This is a genomic window from Amycolatopsis sp. NPDC047767 (assembly GCF_040704195.1).
In the GTDB taxonomy this organism is placed as follows: domain Bacteria; phylum Actinomycetota; class Actinomycetes; order Mycobacteriales; family Pseudonocardiaceae; genus Amycolatopsis.
Genome location: NZ_JBEYSJ010000019.1, coordinates 114,481 through 134,769 on the forward strand (window position 1 = coordinate 114,481; position 20,289 = coordinate 134,769).

General features: G+C 71.9%; 20 protein-coding genes. 10 read left to right on the forward strand and 10 right to left on the reverse strand.

Annotated features, from left to right (window positions below):
- The first annotated feature begins 20 nt into the window (after nucleotides 1-20).
- On the forward strand, nucleotides 21-1,754 hold the full coding sequence (locus tag AB0878_RS30205; RefSeq protein ID WP_366583609.1) for an IlvD/Edd family dehydratase: 1,734 nt from the start codon (nucleotides 21-23) through the stop codon (nucleotides 1,752-1,754).
- 29 nt (nucleotides 1,755-1,783) lie between these two features.
- Here the strand turns inward: AB0878_RS30205 and sigJ are convergent, their stop codons facing one another.
- From sigJ to AB0878_RS30225, 4 genes are all read right to left on the reverse strand, one after another.
- Nucleotides 1,784-2,674: an RNA polymerase sigma factor SigJ gene (gene sigJ / locus AB0878_RS30210; RefSeq protein WP_366583610.1), complete on the reverse strand. Its 891-nt coding sequence runs from the start codon at nucleotides 2,672-2,674 to the stop codon at nucleotides 1,784-1,786.
- A 151-nt stretch (nucleotides 2,675-2,825) separates the two neighbouring features.
- The gene (locus tag AB0878_RS30215; RefSeq protein ID WP_366583611.1) at nucleotides 2,826-3,314 is read right to left on the reverse strand and encodes a cupin domain-containing protein; all 489 of its coding nucleotides are present in this window, start codon (nucleotides 3,312-3,314) and stop codon (nucleotides 2,826-2,828) included.
- Nucleotides 3,311-4,228, reverse strand: coding sequence for an NADP-dependent oxidoreductase (locus AB0878_RS30220; protein ID WP_366583612.1), 918 nt, complete (start codon nucleotides 4,226-4,228; stop codon nucleotides 3,311-3,313). Before AB0878_RS30220 ends, AB0878_RS30215 begins: the two co-directional genes overlap by 4 nt.
- A 143-nt stretch (nucleotides 4,229-4,371) precedes the next feature.
- A complete protein-coding gene (locus tag AB0878_RS30225) occupies nucleotides 4,372-6,540 on the reverse strand; it encodes a LuxR C-terminal-related transcriptional regulator (protein WP_366583613.1) in 2,169 nt (722 codons plus the stop codon).
- Nucleotides 6,541-6,699: 159 nt separating this feature from the next.
- Here AB0878_RS30225 and AB0878_RS30230 point away from each other — a divergent pair, with 159 nt between their 5' ends.
- From AB0878_RS30230 to crcB (AB0878_RS30260), 7 genes are all read left to right on the forward strand, one after another.
- Nucleotides 6,700-8,040 (forward strand): alginate lyase family protein, encoded by a 1,341-nt coding sequence (locus AB0878_RS30230; protein ID WP_366583614.1) that lies wholly within the window; start codon nucleotides 6,700-6,702, stop codon nucleotides 8,038-8,040.
- 109 nt (nucleotides 8,041-8,149) lie between these two features.
- Entirely contained in the window at nucleotides 8,150-9,175 is a 1,026-nt protein-coding gene (locus AB0878_RS30235; RefSeq protein ID WP_366583615.1) for a 4Fe-4S binding protein, read from the forward strand.
- A gap of 95 nt (nucleotides 9,176-9,270) precedes the next feature.
- On the forward strand, nucleotides 9,271-9,552 hold the full coding sequence (locus AB0878_RS30240) for an isoamylase early set domain-containing protein (RefSeq protein WP_366583616.1): 282 nt from the start codon (nucleotides 9,271-9,273) through the stop codon (nucleotides 9,550-9,552).
- Nucleotides 9,553-9,612: 60 nt separating this feature from the next.
- Complete coding sequence (locus AB0878_RS30245; RefSeq protein ID WP_366583617.1) at nucleotides 9,613-10,251, forward strand: helix-turn-helix domain-containing protein; 639 nt, start codon at nucleotides 9,613-9,615, stop codon at nucleotides 10,249-10,251.
- A 14-nt stretch (nucleotides 10,252-10,265) separates the two neighbouring features.
- On the forward strand, nucleotides 10,266-10,937 hold the full coding sequence (locus tag AB0878_RS30250) for an enoyl-CoA hydratase/isomerase family protein (RefSeq protein ID WP_366583618.1): 672 nt from the start codon (nucleotides 10,266-10,268) through the stop codon (nucleotides 10,935-10,937).
- A 132-nt stretch (nucleotides 10,938-11,069) separates the two neighbouring features.
- On the forward strand, nucleotides 11,070-11,531 hold the full coding sequence (gene crcB, locus AB0878_RS30255) for a fluoride efflux transporter CrcB (RefSeq protein WP_366583619.1): 462 nt from the start codon (nucleotides 11,070-11,072) through the stop codon (nucleotides 11,529-11,531).
- Nucleotides 11,528-11,893 carry a fluoride efflux transporter CrcB gene (gene crcB, locus AB0878_RS30260; RefSeq protein WP_366583620.1) on the forward strand — a complete coding sequence of 122 codons (366 nt, stop codon included), beginning with the start codon at nucleotides 11,528-11,530 and terminating at the stop codon, nucleotides 11,891-11,893. The genes crcB (AB0878_RS30255) and crcB (AB0878_RS30260) overlap by 4 nt, the downstream gene beginning before the upstream one ends.
- A 1-nt stretch (nucleotide 11,894) precedes the next feature.
- On the opposite strand, the gene AB0878_RS30265 is transcribed toward crcB (AB0878_RS30260), so the two are convergent.
- The 3 genes from AB0878_RS30265 to AB0878_RS30275 form a co-directional block, all read right to left on the reverse strand.
- Nucleotides 11,895-12,491 carry a class F sortase gene (locus tag AB0878_RS30265; protein WP_366583621.1) on the reverse strand — a complete coding sequence of 199 codons (597 nt, stop codon included), beginning with the start codon at nucleotides 12,489-12,491 and terminating at the stop codon, nucleotides 11,895-11,897.
- A 4-nt stretch (nucleotides 12,492-12,495) separates the two neighbouring features.
- Nucleotides 12,496-13,377 (reverse strand): hypothetical protein, encoded by an 882-nt coding sequence (locus AB0878_RS30270; RefSeq protein WP_366583622.1) that lies wholly within the window; start codon nucleotides 13,375-13,377, stop codon nucleotides 12,496-12,498.
- Between the two features lie 256 nt (nucleotides 13,378-13,633).
- Nucleotides 13,634-14,869 carry an alpha/beta fold hydrolase gene (locus AB0878_RS30275; protein ID WP_366583623.1) on the reverse strand — a complete coding sequence of 412 codons (1,236 nt, stop codon included), beginning with the start codon at nucleotides 14,867-14,869 and terminating at the stop codon, nucleotides 13,634-13,636.
- A gap of 605 nt (nucleotides 14,870-15,474) precedes the next feature.
- Here AB0878_RS30275 and AB0878_RS30280 point away from each other — a divergent pair.
- Nucleotides 15,475-16,359: a macrolide family glycosyltransferase gene (locus tag AB0878_RS30280; RefSeq protein ID WP_366583624.1), complete on the forward strand. Its 885-nt coding sequence runs from the start codon at nucleotides 15,475-15,477 to the stop codon at nucleotides 16,357-16,359.
- A 16-nt stretch (nucleotides 16,360-16,375) separates the two neighbouring features.
- Here the strand turns inward: AB0878_RS30280 and AB0878_RS30285 are convergent, their stop codons facing one another.
- A complete protein-coding gene (locus tag AB0878_RS30285) occupies nucleotides 16,376-16,678 on the reverse strand; it encodes a hypothetical protein (RefSeq protein WP_366583625.1) in 303 nt (100 codons plus the stop codon).
- 229 nt (nucleotides 16,679-16,907) lie between these two features.
- Between AB0878_RS30285 and AB0878_RS30290 the strand changes: the two genes are divergently transcribed.
- Nucleotides 16,908-18,731: a coagulation factor 5/8 type domain-containing protein gene (locus AB0878_RS30290; protein WP_366583626.1), complete on the forward strand. Its 1,824-nt coding sequence runs from the start codon at nucleotides 16,908-16,910 to the stop codon at nucleotides 18,729-18,731.
- Between the two features lie 51 nt (nucleotides 18,732-18,782).
- On the opposite strand, the gene AB0878_RS30295 is transcribed toward AB0878_RS30290, so the two are convergent.
- Nucleotides 18,783-19,400 carry an RraA family protein gene (locus tag AB0878_RS30295; RefSeq protein ID WP_366583627.1) on the reverse strand — a complete coding sequence of 206 codons (618 nt, stop codon included), beginning with the start codon at nucleotides 19,398-19,400 and terminating at the stop codon, nucleotides 18,783-18,785.
- A 101-nt stretch (nucleotides 19,401-19,501) separates the two neighbouring features.
- A complete protein-coding gene (locus tag AB0878_RS30300; protein ID WP_366583628.1) occupies nucleotides 19,502-20,155 on the reverse strand; it encodes a GPR1/FUN34/YaaH family transporter in 654 nt (217 codons plus the stop codon).
- Nucleotides 20,156-20,289 lie beyond the last annotated feature (134 nt).

A 20,289-nucleotide genomic window follows, 5' to 3' on the forward strand; every position in this document is an offset into this window, starting at 1 on the left:
GTCGGCGACAGGAGGTTCGCGTGGGTGAGCAGGCCGGAGAACGGCGCAGCGCGGCGTGGTTCGGTGCCTCGGGCCGGGCCGGGATGATCCACCGGTCGTGGATGCGGTCGCAGGGCTTCGGCTCGGACGTGTTCGACGGCCGGCCCGTGATCGGGATCGCGACCAGCGCGTCGGAGCTGGCGCCGTGCAACGTGCACCTCACCCGCGTGGCCGAGGCGGTGAAACGCGGGGTGTGGCAGGCCGGCGGGTTCCCGCTGGCGTTCCCGACGATGGCCACCGGCGAGACGCTCATGCGCCCCACCGCCATGCTCTACCGCAACCTGATGGCGATGGAGGTCGAGGAGCTCATCCGCGCCAACCCGCTCGACGGCGTGGTGCTGCTGTCCGGTTGCGACAAGACCACGCCGGCGATGCTGATGGGCGCGGCGAGCGTGGACCTGCCCGCGGTGATGGTGACCGGCGGGCCGATGCTCAACGGCAAGTTCCGCGGTGAGGACGTCGGGTCCGGCACGCACGTGTGGAAGTTCGAGGAGGAGCTCAAGGCCGGGCGCATGAGCCAGGAGGAGTGTTTTTTCGCCGAGGGCTGCATGGCCCGCTCCAACGGCCACTGCATGACCATGGGCACCGCGTCCACGATGGCGTGCCTCGCCGAGGCGCTGGGCATGCAGCTGCCCGGCTCGGCGACGTGGCCGGCCGTCGACGCGCGCCGCTTCGAGACGGCGCAGGAGGCGGGGCAGCGGATCGTGGCGATGGTGGACGAGGGCCTGCGGCCGTCGTCGATCCTGACGCGCGAGGCGTTCGAGAACGCGATCCGGGTGAACGCGGCGATCGGCGGCTCCACCAACGCGATCATCCACCTGCTGGCGCTCGCGGGCCGCGTCGGCGTGCCGCTGGAGATGGCGGACTTCGACGCGCTGGGCCGCGACGTGCCGACGCTGGTGAACCTCATGCCGTCGGGCAAGTTCCTGATGGAGGACTTCTGCTACGCCGGCGGCCTGCCCGTCGTCGTGCGGCGCCTGGCCGAAGCCGGCCTGCTGCACCCCGGCACGGTCACCGTGACCGGGAAGTCCTTGGCGGACAACGTGTCCGGCGCCGAGTGCTGGAACGACGAGGTGATCACCCCGGTGACCGAGCCGTTCCAGCCGACGGGTTCGGGCACGGCCGTGCTGACCGGGAACCTCGCTCCGGACGGTGCGGTGATCAAGCAGTCGGCCGCCTCGCCGGACCTGCTCACGCACACCGGTCCGGCGCTGGTGTTCGACACCGCCGAGGACTACCACCGCGTCGCCGACGACCCGGATCTGGACGTCACCGCCGACACCGTCCTGGTGATCCGCGGCGCCGGCCCGAAGGGCTACCCGGGCATGCCGGAGGTCGCCAACGTGCCGCTGCCGGCGAAGCTGCTCAAGGACGGCGTCACCGACCTCGTGCGCATCTGCGACGGCCGCATGTCCGGCACCGGCTACGGCACGGTCGTGCTGCACGTCAGCCCGGAGTCCGCCGCGGGTGGCCCGCTCGCCCTCGTGCGCACGGGCGACCGGATCACGCTGGACACCCCGGCGCGTTCGCTGACCCTGCACGTGTCCGACGAGGAGCTGGCGGCCCGGCGCGCGCAGTGGTCGGCGCCGGAATCGCCGTACGCCAGCGGGTACACGTGGCTCTACACGCACCACGTGACGCAGGCGCACCAGGGCGCGGACTTCGATTTCCTGCACGGTTCCCGCGGCCCGGGCGTGCCGCGTGATTCGCACTGAGATCCGCTCCCGCGGGTACGACGCCGGGCTCAGACGTGAGAAAGCTTGTCCGGGTTGATCACCCTGCGGTACGCGGTGATCAGCCCGTCGGTGATCTGCACGGTGTCGACGGAGTAGACGCGGCCCTGCCAATGGCACACGAGGGCGAGCTCGCCGCCCACCTCGATGAACCCGATGTGGTCGGGTCGCCACATCCGGCCCACTCGCACCATCACGTCGGCCATGCGCTCCGCACCCCGGATGACCTTGCGGGCCGCCGTGACCTTGCCGCCGCCGTCGGTGATGTAGACGGCGTCCGGGTGCAGGAGCCGGACCAGGCCGGTCAGGTCCCCGGATTCGTAGGCGGCGCGAAAGGTCGCCAGCAGCCGTTCGCGTTCCTCTTTCGGCGCGCCCGGAGCGGACTGCTTCGCCTGGGCCACTCGCCGTCGCGCCCGGGAGGCGAGCTGGCGGGAGCCGGGTACGGAGACGTCGAGCACTTCCGCGATCCGGCCGAACTCGAACCCGAAGACGTCGTGCAGGACAAGGGCGACCCGCTCCGGTGGGCTCAATTCCTCCATGATCAGCAGCATCGCCGTGCTCACGGACTCGTCGACGAGCACCGGCTCCGAGGCGTCCGGCCCGGTCACCAGCGGTTCCGGTAACCATGGCCCGACATAGGATTCCCGGCGCGAGCGCGCGCTCTTGAGGATGTCGTACGACCGTCGCGCGGCCACCGTGACCAGCCAGGCCCGCAGGTCCGCGACCTCGTGCAGATCCGCCCCGGCCGCCCGCAGCCACACGTCCTGGGCCACGTCCTCGGCATCGGCCACACTCCCCAGCAGCCGGTAGGCCACGCCGAACACCGCGGGCCGGTGCGTCTCCCACTCGGCAGCGAGTGTGTCCTGGTGTCCAGACCTTCGGGACGCGTGCCCGTCACCCATGCAGATCGCATCCTCCTCCGTGCGGGTCCAGCGTAGGGCCGCAGAGCGTCGCCGGCATCCGTGCGTGGCGCACGTCCCGCGATCGTGGACGACCCGGCGATGTCCCGCCGCTCCGAGGCCCGCGAACCTCGGGCTGCGCCTGGGAAACTCGTCAGTGCGGGTCGTCGGTCTTCAGCGGGTCTCCGGTGTCGGAGACGGAGACCGTGAGGAGCTTGGCGGGTTGCGTCGCGCTGGTGTTCTCGGCGAGGACGTGGTGGGAGCCGGGCGGCTCGACCCAGCCCTGACCCTGGTGGTAGGTCTGCATGGGCTGGCCTTCGAGCTGACTGCGGATGACGCCCTCGAGGACGTAGGCGTAGATGAACGCCGCACCGTGCCGGTGCGGCACGCCCTTCCCGTCGGGCGGGAAGTCGACGACGGCCGAGGTGAACGTCTTGCCCGGCACGTCCGGGAGGGCCTGCTGGAGCAGCGGCGTGAACTTGTCGGTGGGACGCGTCGCCGCGACGGAACCGGCCGCCGCGGAACCGGCCGTCGGCGCCGTCGACGTGCCGCCGGCGGCGGGCCGGTCCGAGCTGCCGCAGGCGGTGGCCCCGGCCAGCGTGACGACGGCCAGCACAACACCGGCGACCGTGGCGCGCTTCATGATTGCTCCTCGGTGACGCGGATGATCGTTTTGCCGGGCGAACGCTTCGAGCGGAACGCCTCGGGCGCCTCGGCCAGCGGGCGCACTTCGCCGACCGCCACCTCGAGCCGGCCGTCCCGGACCCGCTGAGCGAGGTCGGTGAGCCGTGCTCGGTCGGCCTCGACGATGAAGAACAGGGCCCGGCCGTCCGCGGGCTGGATCTCGGGTGGTGTGGCGATGGAGACGAGCGTGCCGCCGGCGCGCACCACAGCGGTGGAGCGGTGGAGGATCTGCCCGCCGAACACGTCGAACACCACGTCGACCTCGCCCGCGTCCTCCAGCCGGTCGGTCTCGAGGAACGTGTCCACGCCGAAGCCGAGCGCGCGTTCGCGGTCGCGGGCCCGGCCGGTGCCGATGACCCGGGCACCCGCCTCACGGGCCAGCTGAACGGCGAGGGAGCCGACCGCTCCGGCGCACCCGTGGATCAGAATGGTCTGCCCGGCGGCGAGCCGCGCGTGGTCGAACAGGCCCTGCCACGCGGTCAGCCCGGAGATCGGCAACGCGGCGGCCACGGTGTGGTCGAGGTCCGCCGGCAGCGGTGCGAGGTTGCGGGCTTCGACTGCGATGTACTCGGCGAGCGCGCCGTCGCGAGTGCCGTCGGCGAACCCGAACACCCGCTGGCCCACGCTCAAACCGGTGGTGCCGTAGCCCAGCTCGGCGACGACACCCGACACGTCGTGCCCCGGCACGCTCGGCGTCCGATCCCGGCCGGACCGGTCGTGCCACGTGCCCGGCCAATCCAGCTCGCCGGTGGTGAAGCCGGCCGCGTGCACCCGTACGAGAACGTCGTTCTCCGCTGTGCGTGGACGCGGTATGTCCTCAACGGACAGTCCGGCGAGACCGGCGTCCCGTTCGCGGACGGTGATGGCTTGCATGGAGGTCCTCATCTGGTAGCCCGGTTGTCGTCAGGGAGACGAGGCGGACCCGGCGCGTGTGACAGCCCGAGCGGTCCGAGTTGATCACCCGATAGTGGGCACGCGTCCACCCGACACGCGACGCGCACAGCGGACCGGCGTCGTCAGCTCCAGTCGGTTTCGGCTGTCGTGCGGGTGAACCACGCGGCCAGCGCCGAGCGGGGGCGCACGCCCAGTTTGGCGCGGATGCGTTCCAGGTGGGTGGCGACCGTGCGGGGCGCGATGCCGAGGCGGCGCGCGATCTGCTGGTTGGTCAGGCCGTCGGTCACCAGGGCGGCGACGGTGTGCTCCTGCGGGGTCAGCCCGCGGTGGCCCGTGGCGTGGAAGTGCGCGCTCGCGTCGAGGGCGTGGGCGACGGCGGCGGCGAGGGAGACGCGGGCACCCGCGCGGGTGGCCGCCCGGGCCCGGCGCGGGTCCAGGCCGGCGGTCGCGGTGTCCAGGGCGTCGCGGACCCGCCGGCGCCACGCGGGTTCCGCCACGGCGCCCAGGCCCCGGCGGGCGGCGTCGGCGCACGCGAAGAGGCTCAAGGCGCGCTCGTGTTCGCCGCGGGCGGTCAGGACGACCGCGACGCCTTCGGTGAAGTAGGGCACTTTGAGGCCGTCTGCGGGGTTCGTGACGAGCAGGGCCTCCACGAACCACGCCTCGGCCGCGGGGTGGTCGCCAGCGGCGAGCGCGACGGCGCCGGCGGTGTGCAGCACGCTCGCGAGGCGGCCGGGTGTCGCGTGGGTGCGGGCGAGGGGCAGGGCTTCGGCCAGCACTTCGCGGGCCTCGTCGAGGTCGCCCGATCCCAGCGCGCCCCACGCGAGGTCGTTGAGCAGCAACGAAATCACGGCCGGATCGGCGAGGCCACGCGCGATCACCAAGGCCTCGTGGCAGCGCGCGGCGGCGTCCGCTCCCGACGCGCGCAGCCCGGCGGCGAGCAGGTCGAGGACCGAGGCGACCCGAGCAGGGCGGTCCAGTGTGGACTCCAGCGCCAATGCCGCTTCGCCGAGGCGCAGCTGCTCGGCGTAGCGGCCGGCGCGGTGCGCGGCCTTGCACAGCGCGGCCAGCAGCGACGCGGTGAGGTCCGGCCGATCGGCGACGTGCGGCAGAGCTTCGCGCAGCAACCGTTCGCTCTCGGCGAGGTTGCGGCCCAGCGCGAGCCACGACCGCGCGAGCCCGCATGCCAGCACCGCGAGCCGGGCGTCGCCGCGGCTGGTGAGCCGCCGGATCACCGCGAGCACGGGCTCGGCGCGCGCGACGAGCCGCCGGCAGAGACCGTCGGGCAGGAGGAACGCCGGCAGGTGCGGCTCGACCTGAGCCACGAGGTGGGCCGTCAGCAGTTCGAACGCGGCGTCGGTGCCGCCCTCGGCGTCGAGTGCCTCGCGGCCGAACGCGCGCGCGGCCGCCCACAGCCGCAGCCCGGTCGTGCCGTCGGCGGCGGGTTCGGGCACCAGCAGCGACACCGCGACCAGCCGCTGCAGCACCTCGGGCCCGGCGCCCAGAACCGACGCCAGCTCCGGGTCGAACGGACCGGGCAGCACCGAAAGCCGGTGCCACGCCTCGCGTTCGGCGGGCGAAAGCCGCCGGCGGTCGCTCTCGAGCTCCGCGCGCACCTTGCCGGGGGCCAGGTCGAGGGCGGTCGCCAGCCCTTCGGCTGCCCCGGCCACGCCCAGCAGCCGAACGCGCGGCGCGGCCAGCTCCAGCGCCGCCGGTACCCCTTCGAGCACGCGGCACAGCTCTGTGACGTCGGCCGGCGCAACGGTGAGGAACGGGTCCAGCAGGTGGATCCGCTCCGCGAGCAGCTGGGCCGCGTCGGCGGGGGAGAGGCCGCGCAGCGGCAGCACCTGCTCACCTTCGATCCCGAGCGCGACGCGGCTCGTGGCCACCACCCGCAGGCCCGGGCGCTCCCGCAGCAGCCGCGTGACCAGTGCCGCGCAGGCGTCGAGGGCGTCCTCGCAGCCGTCCAGCACGAGCAGGTTCCCGAGCTCGGCCGGAAGCTCCACAGCGGACGGATCGGCGCGCACCGCGCCCGTCAGCTCCGCCGCGAGCCGCGTCTTGCCGACGCCGGCCGGGCCGGTGATCGTCACGAGCCGGTGGTTCGCGAGCAGCCGCCGCGGCGTCGCCGTCTCAGCGCGCCGTCCGGTGCACCCCGCCCCCGGCCGCCGCGCCCGCACCCGCCGCCGGTACGCGCGCTGGCGGCAAGCGCCGGAGCAGAACCGCGGCCGTCGTCCGCCCTGGCGCCCGGCCGCCGCCGGCAACGGTGCACCGCAGGCGAGGCAGAGCATCGGCATGGCGGAAGCTTAGATGTAACGCACCCAGTGGCCAATTGATGAGCCTGATGCTGTGGTTTCGTAACGCCAGGCGGTGCTGCCGACTGGGCTCCGCGTGTTCGACTCCCTAAGTTGAATTCACATATCTGCTTGAGATTCACATACTTGAACGGAGTTGCAGTGCTGCCTCCTTCACGGTCCCGTTTCCGGCTGGGCCGGATCTCCCTCGTCTTCGCCACCGTCGCCGGCCTGCTTGCCACCACCGCGGGCGCGGCCGGAGCCGTCCCGGTGCAGCAGTCACCGAAGTCGGTGTGCGACCTGCCGATCGTCTCGCTCGCTTGTCAGCCCGACACCGTCGTGCTCGACGGGGCGCGGCTGACGAAGAACCGCGTCGGGCTGCTGCTCGGCGACAGAACCCTGCGCACGTCGCTGGCCGACCTCCTCAAGCAGGCCGACGCGGCGCTCACCAAGGGCCCGTGGACGGTCGTCGACAAGGAGCGCGTGCCGCCGAGCGGTGACAAGCACGACTACCTGAGCCTCGCGCCCTACTGGTGGCCCAGCCGGCCCGCGACGGCCGACAACCCGCAGGGCTGCCCGTACGTCCAGCGCGACGGCGTGCTCAACCCCGAGACCACCGCCGTCCCGGACAAGGCCGAGCGGCTCACCGCGTTCAGCTCCATCTACCAGCTCTCGCTGGCCTGGTTCTACACGCGCAAGCCCGAGTACGCGCAACGCGCGGCCCTCGACCTGCGCACCTGGTTCCTCGACGCGGCCACGAAGATGAACCCGAACCTCGACTTCGCGCAGGGCATCCCGTGCAAGAACGACGGCCGCGGCATCGGCATCATCGAGTTCGCCTACACCTTCACCCAGGTCCTCGACGCCGCCCGGATCCTCGACGCGGGCGCGCCCGGCTGGTCGAAGACCGACGCCACGGCGATGAAGGGCTGGTCGGCCGACTTCCTGACCTGGCTGCGCACGAGCAAGAACGGCACGGACGAAGCCGCCGAGACCAACAACCACGGCTCGTTCTACGACATGCTGTCCGCCGGCATCGCGCTCTACACCGGCGACAAAGCACTCACGAAGCAGATCGTCACAGGCGCCGAGAAGACCCGCCTCGACCACCAGATCGCGGCCGACGGCAGCCAGCCCGAGGAGTCGACGCGCACGCGCAGCTTCCACTACCACACGTTCAACCTCGTGGCACTGACTCGCCTCGCGCAGATCGGCCGCCACGTCGGCGTGGACCTGTGGAGCTACCGGACGCCGGAGGGCGGCAGCCTGTTCAAGGCCGTCGACCACCTGCTGCCCGCCGCGACCGGCGGGGCGTCGCAGTGGCCGCTGCCCGACCTGAACTTCCTGCAGTACGCGGCGCTCGACAGCGTCCACGCCGCCGCCGACGCGGGTGACGCCCAGGCGAAGGCCGCGCTCCCGCACATCCCCGCCCCGCCGGGAGGGGACCTCGACCCGGTCCGCCCGGCCGCCGAGCAGCTCGACGACATCTCGGTCACCGGCTGAGCCCGGCGCCGCGGCGGGGGCGCGTCCCCGCCGCGGCAGGATCGGTCTTGTTATCGGACTCAGCACGTGGGAACGTTGGTTGGAAATTCCTACCGATGGAGGACTCCTCGTGCCCGAGCTGCCGCGCAAACTTGCCGCCCACCCGTCGGTGCGCGCCGTGCTGGAGCGCGGCACCCCGCCGAAGCCGGGGCCGATCGACGCCGCGTGGCTGCGGGAGCTGGCGCTGGCCGCGGGAGCCGACGACGTCGCGGCCGTGTCGCTGGAGCACGCCGACCTGGCGGGGGAGCGGCCCCACGCGCTCGCCGCGCTGCCCGGCACGCGCAGCCTGATCTCCCTGGTCGTGCGAATGAACCGCGACAACGTGCGCACGCCCGCGCGCAGCGTCGCGAACCAGGAGTTCCACCGCAGCGGCGAGATCATCAACGAGGCGGCCCGCACGATCACCCGCGAGCTGCAGGACGCCGGCTACCGCGCGCTCAACCCGTCGGCGACCTTCCCGATGGAGATGGACCGTTTTCCAGGCCGGATCTGGGTGGTGGCGCACAAGACGGTCGCGGTCGCGGCCGGCCTCGGCGTGATGGGCCTGCACCGCAACGTGATCCACCCGAAGTTCGGCAACTTCGTCCTGCTGGCCACACTTCTCGTCGATGCCGACGTGACCGGCTACGGCGAGGCGCTGGACTACAACCCCTGCGTGGAGTGCAAGCTCTGCGTGGCCGCGTGCCCCGTCGGGGCCATCGCCAAGACGGGCGAGTTCGACTGGGCGGCCTGCTCCACGCACAACTACCGCGAGTTCATGGGCGGGTTCACCGACTGGGTGGAGACCGTCGCCGACAGCGCCGACGGCGCGGAGTTCCGCGAGCGCGTCACCGATTCCGAGAACGCGTCGATGTGGCAAAGCCTTTCCTTCAAAGCGAACTACAAGGCGGCCTACTGCATGGCCGTGTGCCCGGCGGGTGAGGACGTGCTCGGGCCGTACCTGGAGGACCGCCGCGAGTTCATGCGCACGGTGCTGCGACCGTTGCAGGACAAGGAAGAAACGATCTACGTGACCCCGGGCTCGGCCGCGAAGTCCCATGTGGAACGCCGGTTCCCGAACAAGACCGTGAAGGTGGTCCCCGGCCGCACGCCGTGAGTTCACCCGGACGGGCAGGCGGTTCTCACGCCTGCGAGCGGGAACGCGTGGAACGCTTTTCGGCGGAACCAGCCGGAAAGTGAAGGGGAGCACTCGTGATCAAGACCAGCCGAGCCGGCCGCGGGGCGAGGAAGGTGACGTTCGTCCTCCCGCTCGACACCCCGCCGGGGCCGGTCAGCGTGGTCGGCGACTTCAACGACTGGCAGCCCGGGCGCCACGAGCTGCGTAAGCGGTCCAACGGCACGCGCTCGGCCGCCGTCGAGGTGCGGCGCGGCGTGAAGCTGCGTTTCCGCTACCTCGCCACGGGCGGGCAGTGGCTCGACGACCCCGACGTGGCGACCCGCGACGGACACGACTGCGTGTTCGTCGCCGAGTAAAGGAACGTGTGCTCCACAACACCGTTGTTGTGGAGCGCGTGTTCCTTTACGCTCGGCTTCGTGCCCAGGCCGCGGATCCACGACCCCGAACGGCTGCTCGACGTCGCCGAGCGCCTCGTGGCCGACCGCGGCCCCGAGGAGGTCACCGCGCGCGGGCTCGCGCTCGCCGCGGGCGTGCCGAACAGCGCGATCTACCACAGCTTCGGCTCGCTGCCCGCGCTCGTCGGGCGCGCCTGGCTGCGGGCCGCGACCCACTTCGTCGACGTACAGGAAGGCCTGGTCGACGCCGCGCTGGCCGAGGCCGGCCCGGTCGCTGCGGTGGTCGCCGCGGCCGACGCGCCCGCCGTCGTGGCGGCGCGGCGCCCGGATGCCGCGCGGCTGATGATCACCGTCTCACCCGACCGCGTGCTGGGCCCGCAGCTGCCCGACGAGATCGCCGAGGCGCTGCACGCGCTGGACAAACGCCTGGTGCGCCTGCTCGTGCGCCTGGCGCGCGAGCTGTGGCAGCGCGGCGACGGCCTGGCCGTCGAGGTGATCACCACGTGTGTCGTCGACCTGCCGAGCGCGATCTACCGCCGTGAGCTGGCCGAAGGCCGCGTCGGTGAGGACAGCCGCCGCCGGCTCGCCGCCGCCGTGCGCGCGGTGCTCGCTCTGCCGCCGCCGAAGCGGCGTTCGTCCCGGACCGCAACCACCGTCTGAAAAGGATTCTCGCGATGCCCGCACTGACCCAGCACGAAGCCGTCTCCGTCCTCGACTTCGGTGCCGACGAGAACCGGTTCTCACCGGCGTGGCTGGAAGAGGTGAACACCCATCTCGACACCGTCACGGCCGGTTCGGCGCCCGCCGCGCTCGTGACCACGGGCAGCGGCAAGTTCTACTCCAACGGCCTCGACCTCGAGTGGCTGACCACCCACGGCGACGAGGCCGGCAAGTACGTCACCGACGTCCACGAGCTGCTCGCCCGTGTGCTCGCGCTGCCGGTGCCGACCGTCGCGGCGGTGAACGGGCACGCGTTCGGGGCCGGCGCGATGCTGGCGATGGCCCACGACTTCCGCGTGATGCGCGCCGACCGCGGGTTCTTCTGCTTCCCCGAGGCCGACATCAACATCCCGTTCACGCTTGGCATGGCCGCCCTGATCCAGGCCAAGCTGACCCCGGCCACGGCGGTCGCGTCGATGACCACCGGGCGCCGCTTCGGCGGCCCGCAGGCCCGGGAGCTGGGCCTGGTCGACGCGACGGCCGACGAGGCCGCGCTGGTCAGCACGGCGACCGAGGTCGTCGCGCCGCTGGCGGGCAAGGACCGCGGCACGCTCGGGGCGATCAAGTCCACGATGTTCGCGACCGCGTTGACGGCCCTGCGCACACCGGCGGATCTGGTCCGGTAAGCTACTCGCGCGGCGGTGGGGCTCGCCGCTCCGGGACTCCCCGAGGTAACCCGGACAACCGCAGCATTCGCTGCCAACAGTCCCTACTCGAACCGAGGGCGCTAGCATGCCCGCGTGGAGTAGGAGACATCTGTGCCCGAATCGTCTTCGCGGCGGATGCCGCTGTGGCGCCGCACGGCCGTGCGGGAGCACGCGCCGGTCCTCGTCGTGATCGCCCTCGGCGGCGGCCTGGGCGCGCTCGCGCGCTACGGCGTCGCTGAGCTGCTCCCCACCGCGCCCGGGCACTTCCCGCTGGCGACGTTCCTGATCAACATCACCGGCTGCTTCCTCATCGGTGTGCTCATGGTCGCGATCACCGAGGCGTGGACCGCGAACCGGCTGGTGCGCCCGTTCCTCGGGATCGGGATCCTGGGCGGCTACACCACGTTCTCGACCTACGTCGTCGAGATCCACGGGCTGCTGCGGCCGGGCACGGTCGGGCTCGCGTTCGGCTACCTCGCGGGCACGCTCGTGGCGGCGCTGCTCGCGGTGGTGGGCGGGATGGCGCTCGCGCGAAGGATGTTCGTCCGTCCGGAAAGGACGGTCGAGTCGTGACGGTGCTGCTCGTGTTCGTCGGCGCGGTGGTCGGGGCGCCGCTGAGGTACCTCACCGATCGCTTCGTGCAGGCGCGCCACCAGAGCGGGTTTCCGTGGGGCACGTTCGCGGTCAACCTGGTGGGGTCCTTGGTGCTGGGCTCGCTGGCCGGTGCCGGGTCGGCGTTGCCCGCCGCCGTGTCGATCCTGGTCGGCACAGGCTTTTGCGGAGCGCTGACCACGTACAGCACATTCGGCTACGAGACCGTACGCCTGCTGGAGCGGCGGGCGTACGGTCTCGCGGTGGCCAACGTGGTGCTGAGCGTGGCCGCGGGGCTGGGCGCGGCCACGCTCGGGTACGCGGTGGTCGGCTCGCTCGTCTGAACTACGAGGCGAGGTTCGCGTAGACGACAATGTTGTCCTCGTAGCTGTGCTCGGCGTGGTCGAACACGCCGCCGCAGGTGATCAGCCGGAGTTCGGGTTTGGTGCTGTTGCCGTAGACGGCGTCCTGGGGGAACTGGTCCTTGGGGACCTGCGTGAGGTGGTCGACGGTGAACTTCAGCTTCTTGCCGTCGCTGCGGTCGATGTCCACCTCGTCGCCCGGGACGAGATCCTTGAGCTTGTAGAAGATGCCCGGCTTCTTGTCGCCGTCCACGTGGCCGAGGACGATGGCCGGGCCGACCTCACCGGGCACGGGGGAGAGGCGGTACCACGCCGCCTGCATCGGAGTTTTCACCGAGGGCACGGAGATCTTGCCTTCGAGGTTGACCGCGACGGAGACCAGGCTGGACTGCGCGCCGATCTTCGGGATGCTGACCGACGTCGGGCGCAGGCCCTTGAACGGTTTCGTGACCGGCACGCTGCTCGGGACCGGTTTGGCCGCGGCGGCCGGTGCGGCGGCCGGCGCGGAACTGCAGCCGGCCAGCACGGCGGTGACGGCCAGTGCGGCGGCCGCCGTCGCGATGAGCTTGGATCGGTTCATCGGCTCAGAACCAGAACCGCGCGGTGCCGCCGAAACCGGTCTCGACGCCACCCTGGGGTGCGTAGCGGACCTGGACCGTCGGGCGGGTGACGGCGGGACCGGGTGCGGCCTTCGTGGTGTCCGAAGTGGACACCGAGGTGGCCGGGCTGCCGGCGGTGCTGCTGGGGGTCTCACCGCTGCTGGGGGTTTCACTGCCGGCCGGCGGTTCGCTGGTGTCCGAAGTGGGTGGGGTGACCTGTTCGAAGGTCACGTCGCCGTGGCCCTCCTGCCCGTCGCAGGTCCAGCTGAACGGCGCGGTGGTGGCGGTGTACCCGTCGACCACGCGCACGTCGTAGTTCCAGTAGCGGCCGTCGGCACCGTCCTGGTCCGGGCCGGCGGTCACGGTCAGGCCGACAGTGGCGACGTTCCCGGGCGCGCCGGACGCGCAGGCGATGACCAGCACGCCCTCACCGCCGAGGCCGACGAAGCCGTGGCCGGCGTTGTCGGTGTACGGGTCGGTGGGGGCGCTGCTTTCGGTGGTCTCGTCGGCGTTCCGCCCGTCTTGCCCGTCTTCGGAGTCCTTGGCGTCCTCGGCTGCGCGGGGCTTCGCGGCGGCCGGGGCGCGGTGGCCTTCGGTGGTCTGCACCTCGGGGTCCGCCGGCGCCGGGGTGTCGCCGGTGGTGCTCGGCGGCGTGGCGGACGTCGGGGTGCTCGAGTCGCTCGTCGGGGTCTCGGAGGTGCTGGAGTCCGATGTGGTCGGTGCCGTCGAGTCCGTCGGCTCGGACGTCGCCGAGGTCTCGACCGGCGCGGTGGGGTCGTCCTGCGCGAAGGCGGCCGGCGCGGACGCGAGCGTGAGGGCGGCGCCGGCGAGCACGGCACCTGCGAGACGGCCCAGCGGTTTCTTCACGGCGACTCCCTGCTGCGACTGTGCCCGACGTTGGGCAATGGCGGGATTCTGCCGCAGAAAAGCGACGGAGGAAAATGATTCCCGAGTGGTAAAAACCACGCTCAAATTCTGTAACGTTCCGCGTTTCCGGGCCGATGGAATTGCTCTGGTGTGGCTTCAGGAAACGACCTGATAACGAAACCGGTGGGCGTGATAACGGAATCGATCGTAACACGCCCACCATTCCCGTGGGCTATCCGGCACTTCTTTTCGATCTTCAGGCCCGGCCGCGGACGAGGTCGATGAGCCGGGCGAGCACGTGCTCGCCCGCCGCGCGCAGGCCGTTGTGCTCGTACTCGTTCGTGACCCACGGGCGCATCGTCGGGATCAGCCCGGCGGTCTCTTCTGAGAACCGGCGGTCCACGTACGCGTCCTCGGCGTAGATCGCGGCGGCGCACGGCACTTCGCAGCTTCGCAGCACGTCGGCGTCGTAGAGGCGCGGCCACTCGCGCTCGGCGAGCAGCTCGGCGGCTTCGCGCAACGGGGCGAGGCCGGGCAGGTCGGTGAACACCGACGGGAAGACGTGCTCGCCGGTGAAGAGCGTGACGTCGTCGTCGTACTCGGCCGGGCGGGTGCGCTCGGCCGACCAGCGGGTGGCGTGGCCGTCGGCGTAGCAGGCTTCGTGGATCACCGCGTAGAGCGGGTTGCGCGCCGAGAACGGCAGCGTCGCAGCGACGTCGTGGGCGAAGGCCGGCGAGTCGGGGTCGCGCTCCAGCAGGTAGTGCAGCGTCTCGGCGCCCTCGCTCGCGCCGAGGACGTGGCCGAGCTGGCGGAACAGCCGGGACGTGAGCGGCGTGCCGTCGGGCAGGGTGATCTCCCCGGCGTCGAGGCGCGCGTGCAGCTTGCGGACCCGCTCGCGGTCGCCCGGGTAGCGCCGGTAGTAGCGGCGGTTGCGCTCCAGCAGCGTCGCGTACGTCGCCTGGTACACCTCGTCGGGGTGGCGGCCGACGGGTGGCAGGCCGCCGGTGAAGAACGCCTCCCGCAGGCCTTCCGGCGCTTGCGAGAGGTAGGCGAGCGAGGTGAACCCGCCGAACGACTGGCCCAGCACGCTCCACCGCTGCACGCCCAGCTGCCGCCGGATCAGCTCCGCATCCCGCACGATCGAGTCGGCCCGGAAGTGCGCCAGGTAGCCGGCCTGCTCGGCGGGCGTGCGCCCCGGCAATGTGCCGACGGGAGTCGAGTTGCCGGTGCCCCGCTGGTCCAGCAACAGCACCCGGTAGTCCCGCACCGCCCGCCCCAGCCACCCCGAGGGGCGCCCCGCCGGCCGCGGCGCTTCGTGCCCGGGCCCACCCTGCAGGAACACGAGGAACGGCCGCTCCTCCCCGCCGTCCGGCTCCGCGACCTCCCGCGCGAACACGGTGATCCGTTCGCCCTCGGGTTTGCTGTGATCCAACGGGACGTCGAACTCGTGCTCGGTGAGCACCAGACCGGGAACGCGCACGGAGGTAGGCATGGGGCGATCAAATCACGCCGGCGCCGGCGGGGTGGGGTGGTTTTGCGGCGGGCTCCTGCCGGCCGGCCCGTCGCGCCCCGCCTCGTCGGGCACGGGTGGTGCGATCGGACCGGTCGCTCGGCCTTGGCGGCGCGATCGGTCCGCTCGCGGCTGTGGTCGCACGAACGGTCCGGTCGTGGCGCCGGCGATGCGCGAGCGGTCCGTTCGGCCCACCTGCCGGAAGGGGCGTCGATCCGGGTGCTGCGCGGTGGTCGAACGGACACACTCCAGCCGAAACGGCCGCGGCCGCCGTTACGGTGATCTTCTCCGGACTGCGAGGGGAAACCACCTGTGGGCAAGCACCTGTTCTTCGTCGCCGCGCCTGCGGCGGGGCATGTCAACCCGGTGTTGCCGCTGGTGTCGGAGCTGGTGGGGCGTGGGCATCGGGTGACGTTCGCGAGTGGTCCGGCGTACGTGGGGGCCATCAAGGGGGCCGGGGCGGAGGCGGTGCGGTTGCCGTGGACGCTCGATCCGACCGCTTTGTCGCGGGAGGCGTTCAGCACCACGAGCTTCGTGGGCCTGCTGGACGGGTTGCTGGAGGCGGCGGGCCCGGGATCGACGCTCTCGTGGAGAAAGTCCGGGATGCCGACGTGGTGTGCTTCGACGCGACCGTGGCGCCCGTCGCCGCGGCCGTTTCGCAGCGGCTGGGGGTGCCGGCGGTGGCGCTGGTGGCGAGCATGGCCGTGAACGAGCACCTGCCGCTGGCGGAGCTGCTGCCGCCCGACTTCCGGCCGGACAACGAGGCGCTGGTGCGGTTCGCGACACGGCTGCACGAGTTCTCGCAGCAGCAGGGCCTGCCCGCGCCACTGGTGCCGATGGCGGCCCCGCCGGTGCCGTTGACGCTGGTGTTCGTGCCGGCCGCGTTCCAGATCGCGGCGGAGACCTTCGACGAGACCTACCGGTTCGTCGGCCCGACGGTGCGGGCGGGGGAGTGGGCGCCGCCGGGCGGGAAGCCGGTGCTGCTGGTGTCGCTGGGGACGGCGTTCACCGACCGGCCGGACGTGTTCCGCGCGTGCGCCCAGGCGTTCGCGGGCACGGAGTGGCACGTCGTGATGTCGCTCGGCCGCACGGATCCCGAGCTGCTGGGCGAGCTGCCGCCGAACGTCGAGGCGCTGCCGTCGGTGCCGCAGCAGGCGGTACTGGGCCACGCGACCGCGTTCGTCTCCCACGCCGGCATGAACTCGATCATGGAGGCGCTCTCGCACGCCGTGCCGCTGGTGACGCTGCCCCAGGTACCCGAACAGGCCCTCAACGCCCGCCGCGTCCGCGAACTCGGCCTTGGCGAGGTGCTCGACTCCGAGGCCCTCACCCCGGAGCTCGTGCGCGAGACGGTGCTGCGCGTCGCCGGCGACGCGCGGGTGCACGACCGGCTGGCCTGGCTGGCCAAGGAGATCACCGCCGCCGGCGGCGCGAAAGCGGCGGCCGACGCCGTGCTGGACCTGCTGGGCTGACCATCCACAAGGGACGTTACTGCTTGCCCATCGACCGGCGGATCTCGGCGAGCTTGTCCTTCGCCGCCTTGTCCCGGTCGGCGATCTTCTTGTCGAGCGACTCGATCGTCTCCGGCCCGCCGATTCCCGCGAGCTCCTGAGCCCCCACCGACGTGTTGTAGCGGTTCTCGATGCGGTCGCGGACGAAGTCGAACGACGGCACGCCGCCCTCGCTGTAGTCGGGCTCGGGCAGGTCCGCCGCCGGCGCGCCAGCGCTCGCCGGGGCTTCGACGATCTCGGCGTCCAACGGTTCCTGGTCGCCCGGCTGGTTCGTGGTCATGTGGCACTCCTGTCGTCGCGGTCCCCACCCCCGACCCTAGCCGTCTCCGCAACCTGCCGCCTTTGCCCGGTACCGCCACGGTCGCGGCGTTCAGGACTTTCGGCTGTCCCGGTCACCGACAGGCGCCTTGACACCGGTGAGCCCGGCTCGGAAATGTCGGTGCCGCACGGATTCCTCGGCCCGCACACGCCGCCACGTGTCGTGTCGTGTCGAAAGGACGGTCCCCCCGTTGCCAGCACAGTCAGCACAGTCAGCACAGCCCGACAACCCCGACCAGACCCTCGCGAGAAGAAGCTTCCTGGCGCTGGGCTCCGGCGCCGCCCTCGCGGCGACGTCCGGGCTCACCCTCGCGAGCCCCGCCGTGGCCGCCCCGGCAAGGAAAACCCCGCAAGCCCCACCGCCGGCCACCCACGCCGCCGGGCAGCCCGACTTCGGCCCCAACGTCCACGTCTTCGACTCGAGCACCCCGAACATCCAGGCCACCCTCGACGCGATCTACGCCCAGCAGCGCGGCAGCCAGTTCGGCGAGGGCCGCTACGCGCTGCTGTTCAAACCCGGCGCCTACTCCGTCGACGTCAAGCTCGGCTACTACACCCAGGTCGCCGGCCTCGGCCTGCAGCCCAGCGGCGCCAGCATCACCGGCTCGCTCGGCGTGGAGGGCGATGCGCACGGCAACGGCACGCTCGTGAACTTCTGGCGCGGCGCCGAGAACCTCAACGCCGTCCCGAAGAGCGGCGTCGACACCTGGGCCGTCTCGCAGGCCACCTACTACCGCCGCATCTACCTGCTCGGCGACCTCAAGCTGTCCGACGGCGGCTACTCCAGCGGCGGGTTCATCGCCGACTGCCAGCTCACCGGCCAGGTCAACTCCGGCACGCAGCAACAGTGGCTCACGCGCAACTCGGTGGTCGGGTCGTGGGTGGGCTCGAACTGGAACTTCGTGTTCGTCGGCTCGCCCGGCTCGCCCGCGACCTCGTTCCCCACCCCGCCGTACACCTCCGTCGAGCGCACGCCGGTGATCTGCGAGAAGCCGTTCCTGTACGTGGACGGCGCCGGCGCCTACCAGGTGTTCGTGCCCGCCGTCCGCACGAACGCCGAGGCCACCAGCTGGGAGGCGCGCAAGCCCGAGGGCACCTCGCTGCCCCTCGACGCCTTCCACATCGCCAAGCCCGCGGAGTCCGCCGCCGACCTCAACGCCGCCCTCGCGCAGGGCAAGCACCTGCTGCTCACCCCGGGGATCTACCACGTCGACCAGCCGCTCACGGTCACACGCGCCGACACCGTCGTGCTCGGCCTCGGCTACGCCACCCTGATCCCGGACAACGGCGTCACCGCGCTCGACGTCGCCGACGTGGACGGCGTGCGCGTCGCCAGCCTGCTCGTGGACGCGGGACCGGTCGCCTCCGATCCGCTTTTCCGCTTCGGGCCCGACGGGTCACGCCGCGGCCACGCGCGCAACCCGAGCTCGATGCACGACGTGTTCGTGCGCGTCGGGGGTGCCGGCGTGGGCAAGGCCAAGCGGTGCGTGGTCGTCAACAGCGCAGACGTGCTCATCGACAACATGTGGCTGTGGCGGGCCGACCACGGCGCGGGCGTCGGCTGGGACGCCAACACCTCCGACGTCGGCCTGGTCGTGAACGGCTCGGGCGTGATCGCCTACGGGCTGTTCGTCGAGCACCACCAGAAGGCCCAGGTCGAGTGGAACGGTGAGGGCGGCCGCACCTACTTCTTCCAGAACGAGATGCCGTACGACCCGCCGAACCAGGCCGCGTGGATGGACGGGACCCACCGCGGTTTCCCCGCCTACGCGGTGGGCGACCACGTCCGCACGCACGAAGCGTGGGGCCTGGGCAGCTACTGCATCTTCGCCGAGGACCGCACGATCGTGTCCGACCGCGCCATCGCCGCCCCGAAGCGGCCGGGGGTGAAGTTCCACAGCATGATCACGTTCTCGCTCGGCGGCGGTCAGGGCACGATCGCCCACGTCGTCAACGACACGGGCGGCCCGTCGGACGCCGTCACCGGGCTGGCGATGCTGAAGTCCTACCCATAACGAGAAACCCGCGCCGCGACCGTCCACTCACGACGGTTGCGGCGCGGGCCGTCAGCCTGCGAACCCGCGTTCTTCCAGGATGGCGTCGATCCGGATCTGGTGGTCGGCGTCCCACTCGTCGAGCGTCTGCGCCTCTTCCTCGGCCAGGCGCGCCTGCGCGGCCAGGAGGATCCGCTCCGCGTCGGCGGCGGGCGTGACCACGACGCCCTCCTCGTCGGCGGTCACGATGTCACCTGCGTGCACGGTGACCCCGCCGCAGCTCACCGGCTCACCCAGCGGCGCGACGGCCGCCTTCCTGCCGGGGATCGGGATCAGGCCGCGGGCGAACACGGGGAACCCGAGCTCGCGCACCTCGGCGAGGTCGCGGATCACGCCGTCGAGCACGAACGCCGCGATCCCGTTGCGCTGGGCCACGGCGCAGACGTTGCCGCCCGCCAGCGCGTAGTCCAGGTCGCCGGACTCCACCACGACGATCGAGCCCGCCGGAGCGCGGTGGATGGCCGCGTGCAGCATCAGGTTGTCGCCCGCCGGGCACTGGACGGTGTAGGCCGGGCCCGCGACGCGCGGCACGGGGCCCCACAGCGGGCGCACGCCGATGTCCATCACCTGGTCGCGGCTCAGCAGGTCGGCGAGGGTCGTGGTCGGGATGTCGCGGAATCCGTCGGGCATGGTCCTCCTGCCACGTCGTCGTGTCCCGTGGACGAGACCGCGATCGTCGCAGGAAAGTGCCCCGGAGTCGCGGACTCCGGGGCACGTGTGATGCAGTTCGCTCAGTGCACGATCGGCGGGCCGAGCGGGAGTGCGGACCCGCCCGTCGCCGTCGAGGCCGAGCTGAAGAACAGGTACACACCGACGGCGGCGAACACCAGCACGACGTACCCGCCGACCTGGAGAATGCCGGCCGAGCCCTGCAGCGTGCCGACCAGCACGAGCACGAGCGCGACCTCGATGAGGAGGAACAGCAGCGTGTAGGCCACCGGCAACCGCAGGGTCGCGAGCGTCAGCATGCCGACGATGACGAGCCAGGAGATGAGGAACAACCCCTGGGTGGCGACGGCTGCTGCCGCGTCGATCCCGAACCAGTTGTGGGTCAGGCCGAGCACGAGCAGCGCGTAGCTCAGCCAGAACCCGGAGAAGATGGCGAACACACCCGCCACCGCGCTCTGGCCCACGGCGGCGGCCCAGACGGCTGCGATGAGCAGGCCGAGGCCGGTCGCGGCGATGATGACGGCGAGTGACGCGCCGACGGCCGTCGCGGGCACGTAGCCGATGAGGACGAGCCCCAGCGCGACGGATCCGACGACGAAACTGGGCAGACCGACCATCATCGGGTCGGCGGCCGGGGGCGCTTCGGGAGCGGCCTCCGCAGTGTGCTGGGCAGGTACTCGGGGGACGCTTTCGGCACTGGTATCGAGGGTGGTCATGAGCGGGCTCCCTGGTCGGGCATCCGGAATGTGCCTGGTCGTGTGCCTGGTCGTCGCGGTGGCACATCGCTCGGTATACGCCTGTCCCCAGCGGGCGGGAGTCTCATTTAGAGACGCCGCCGACCAGGTGGAAA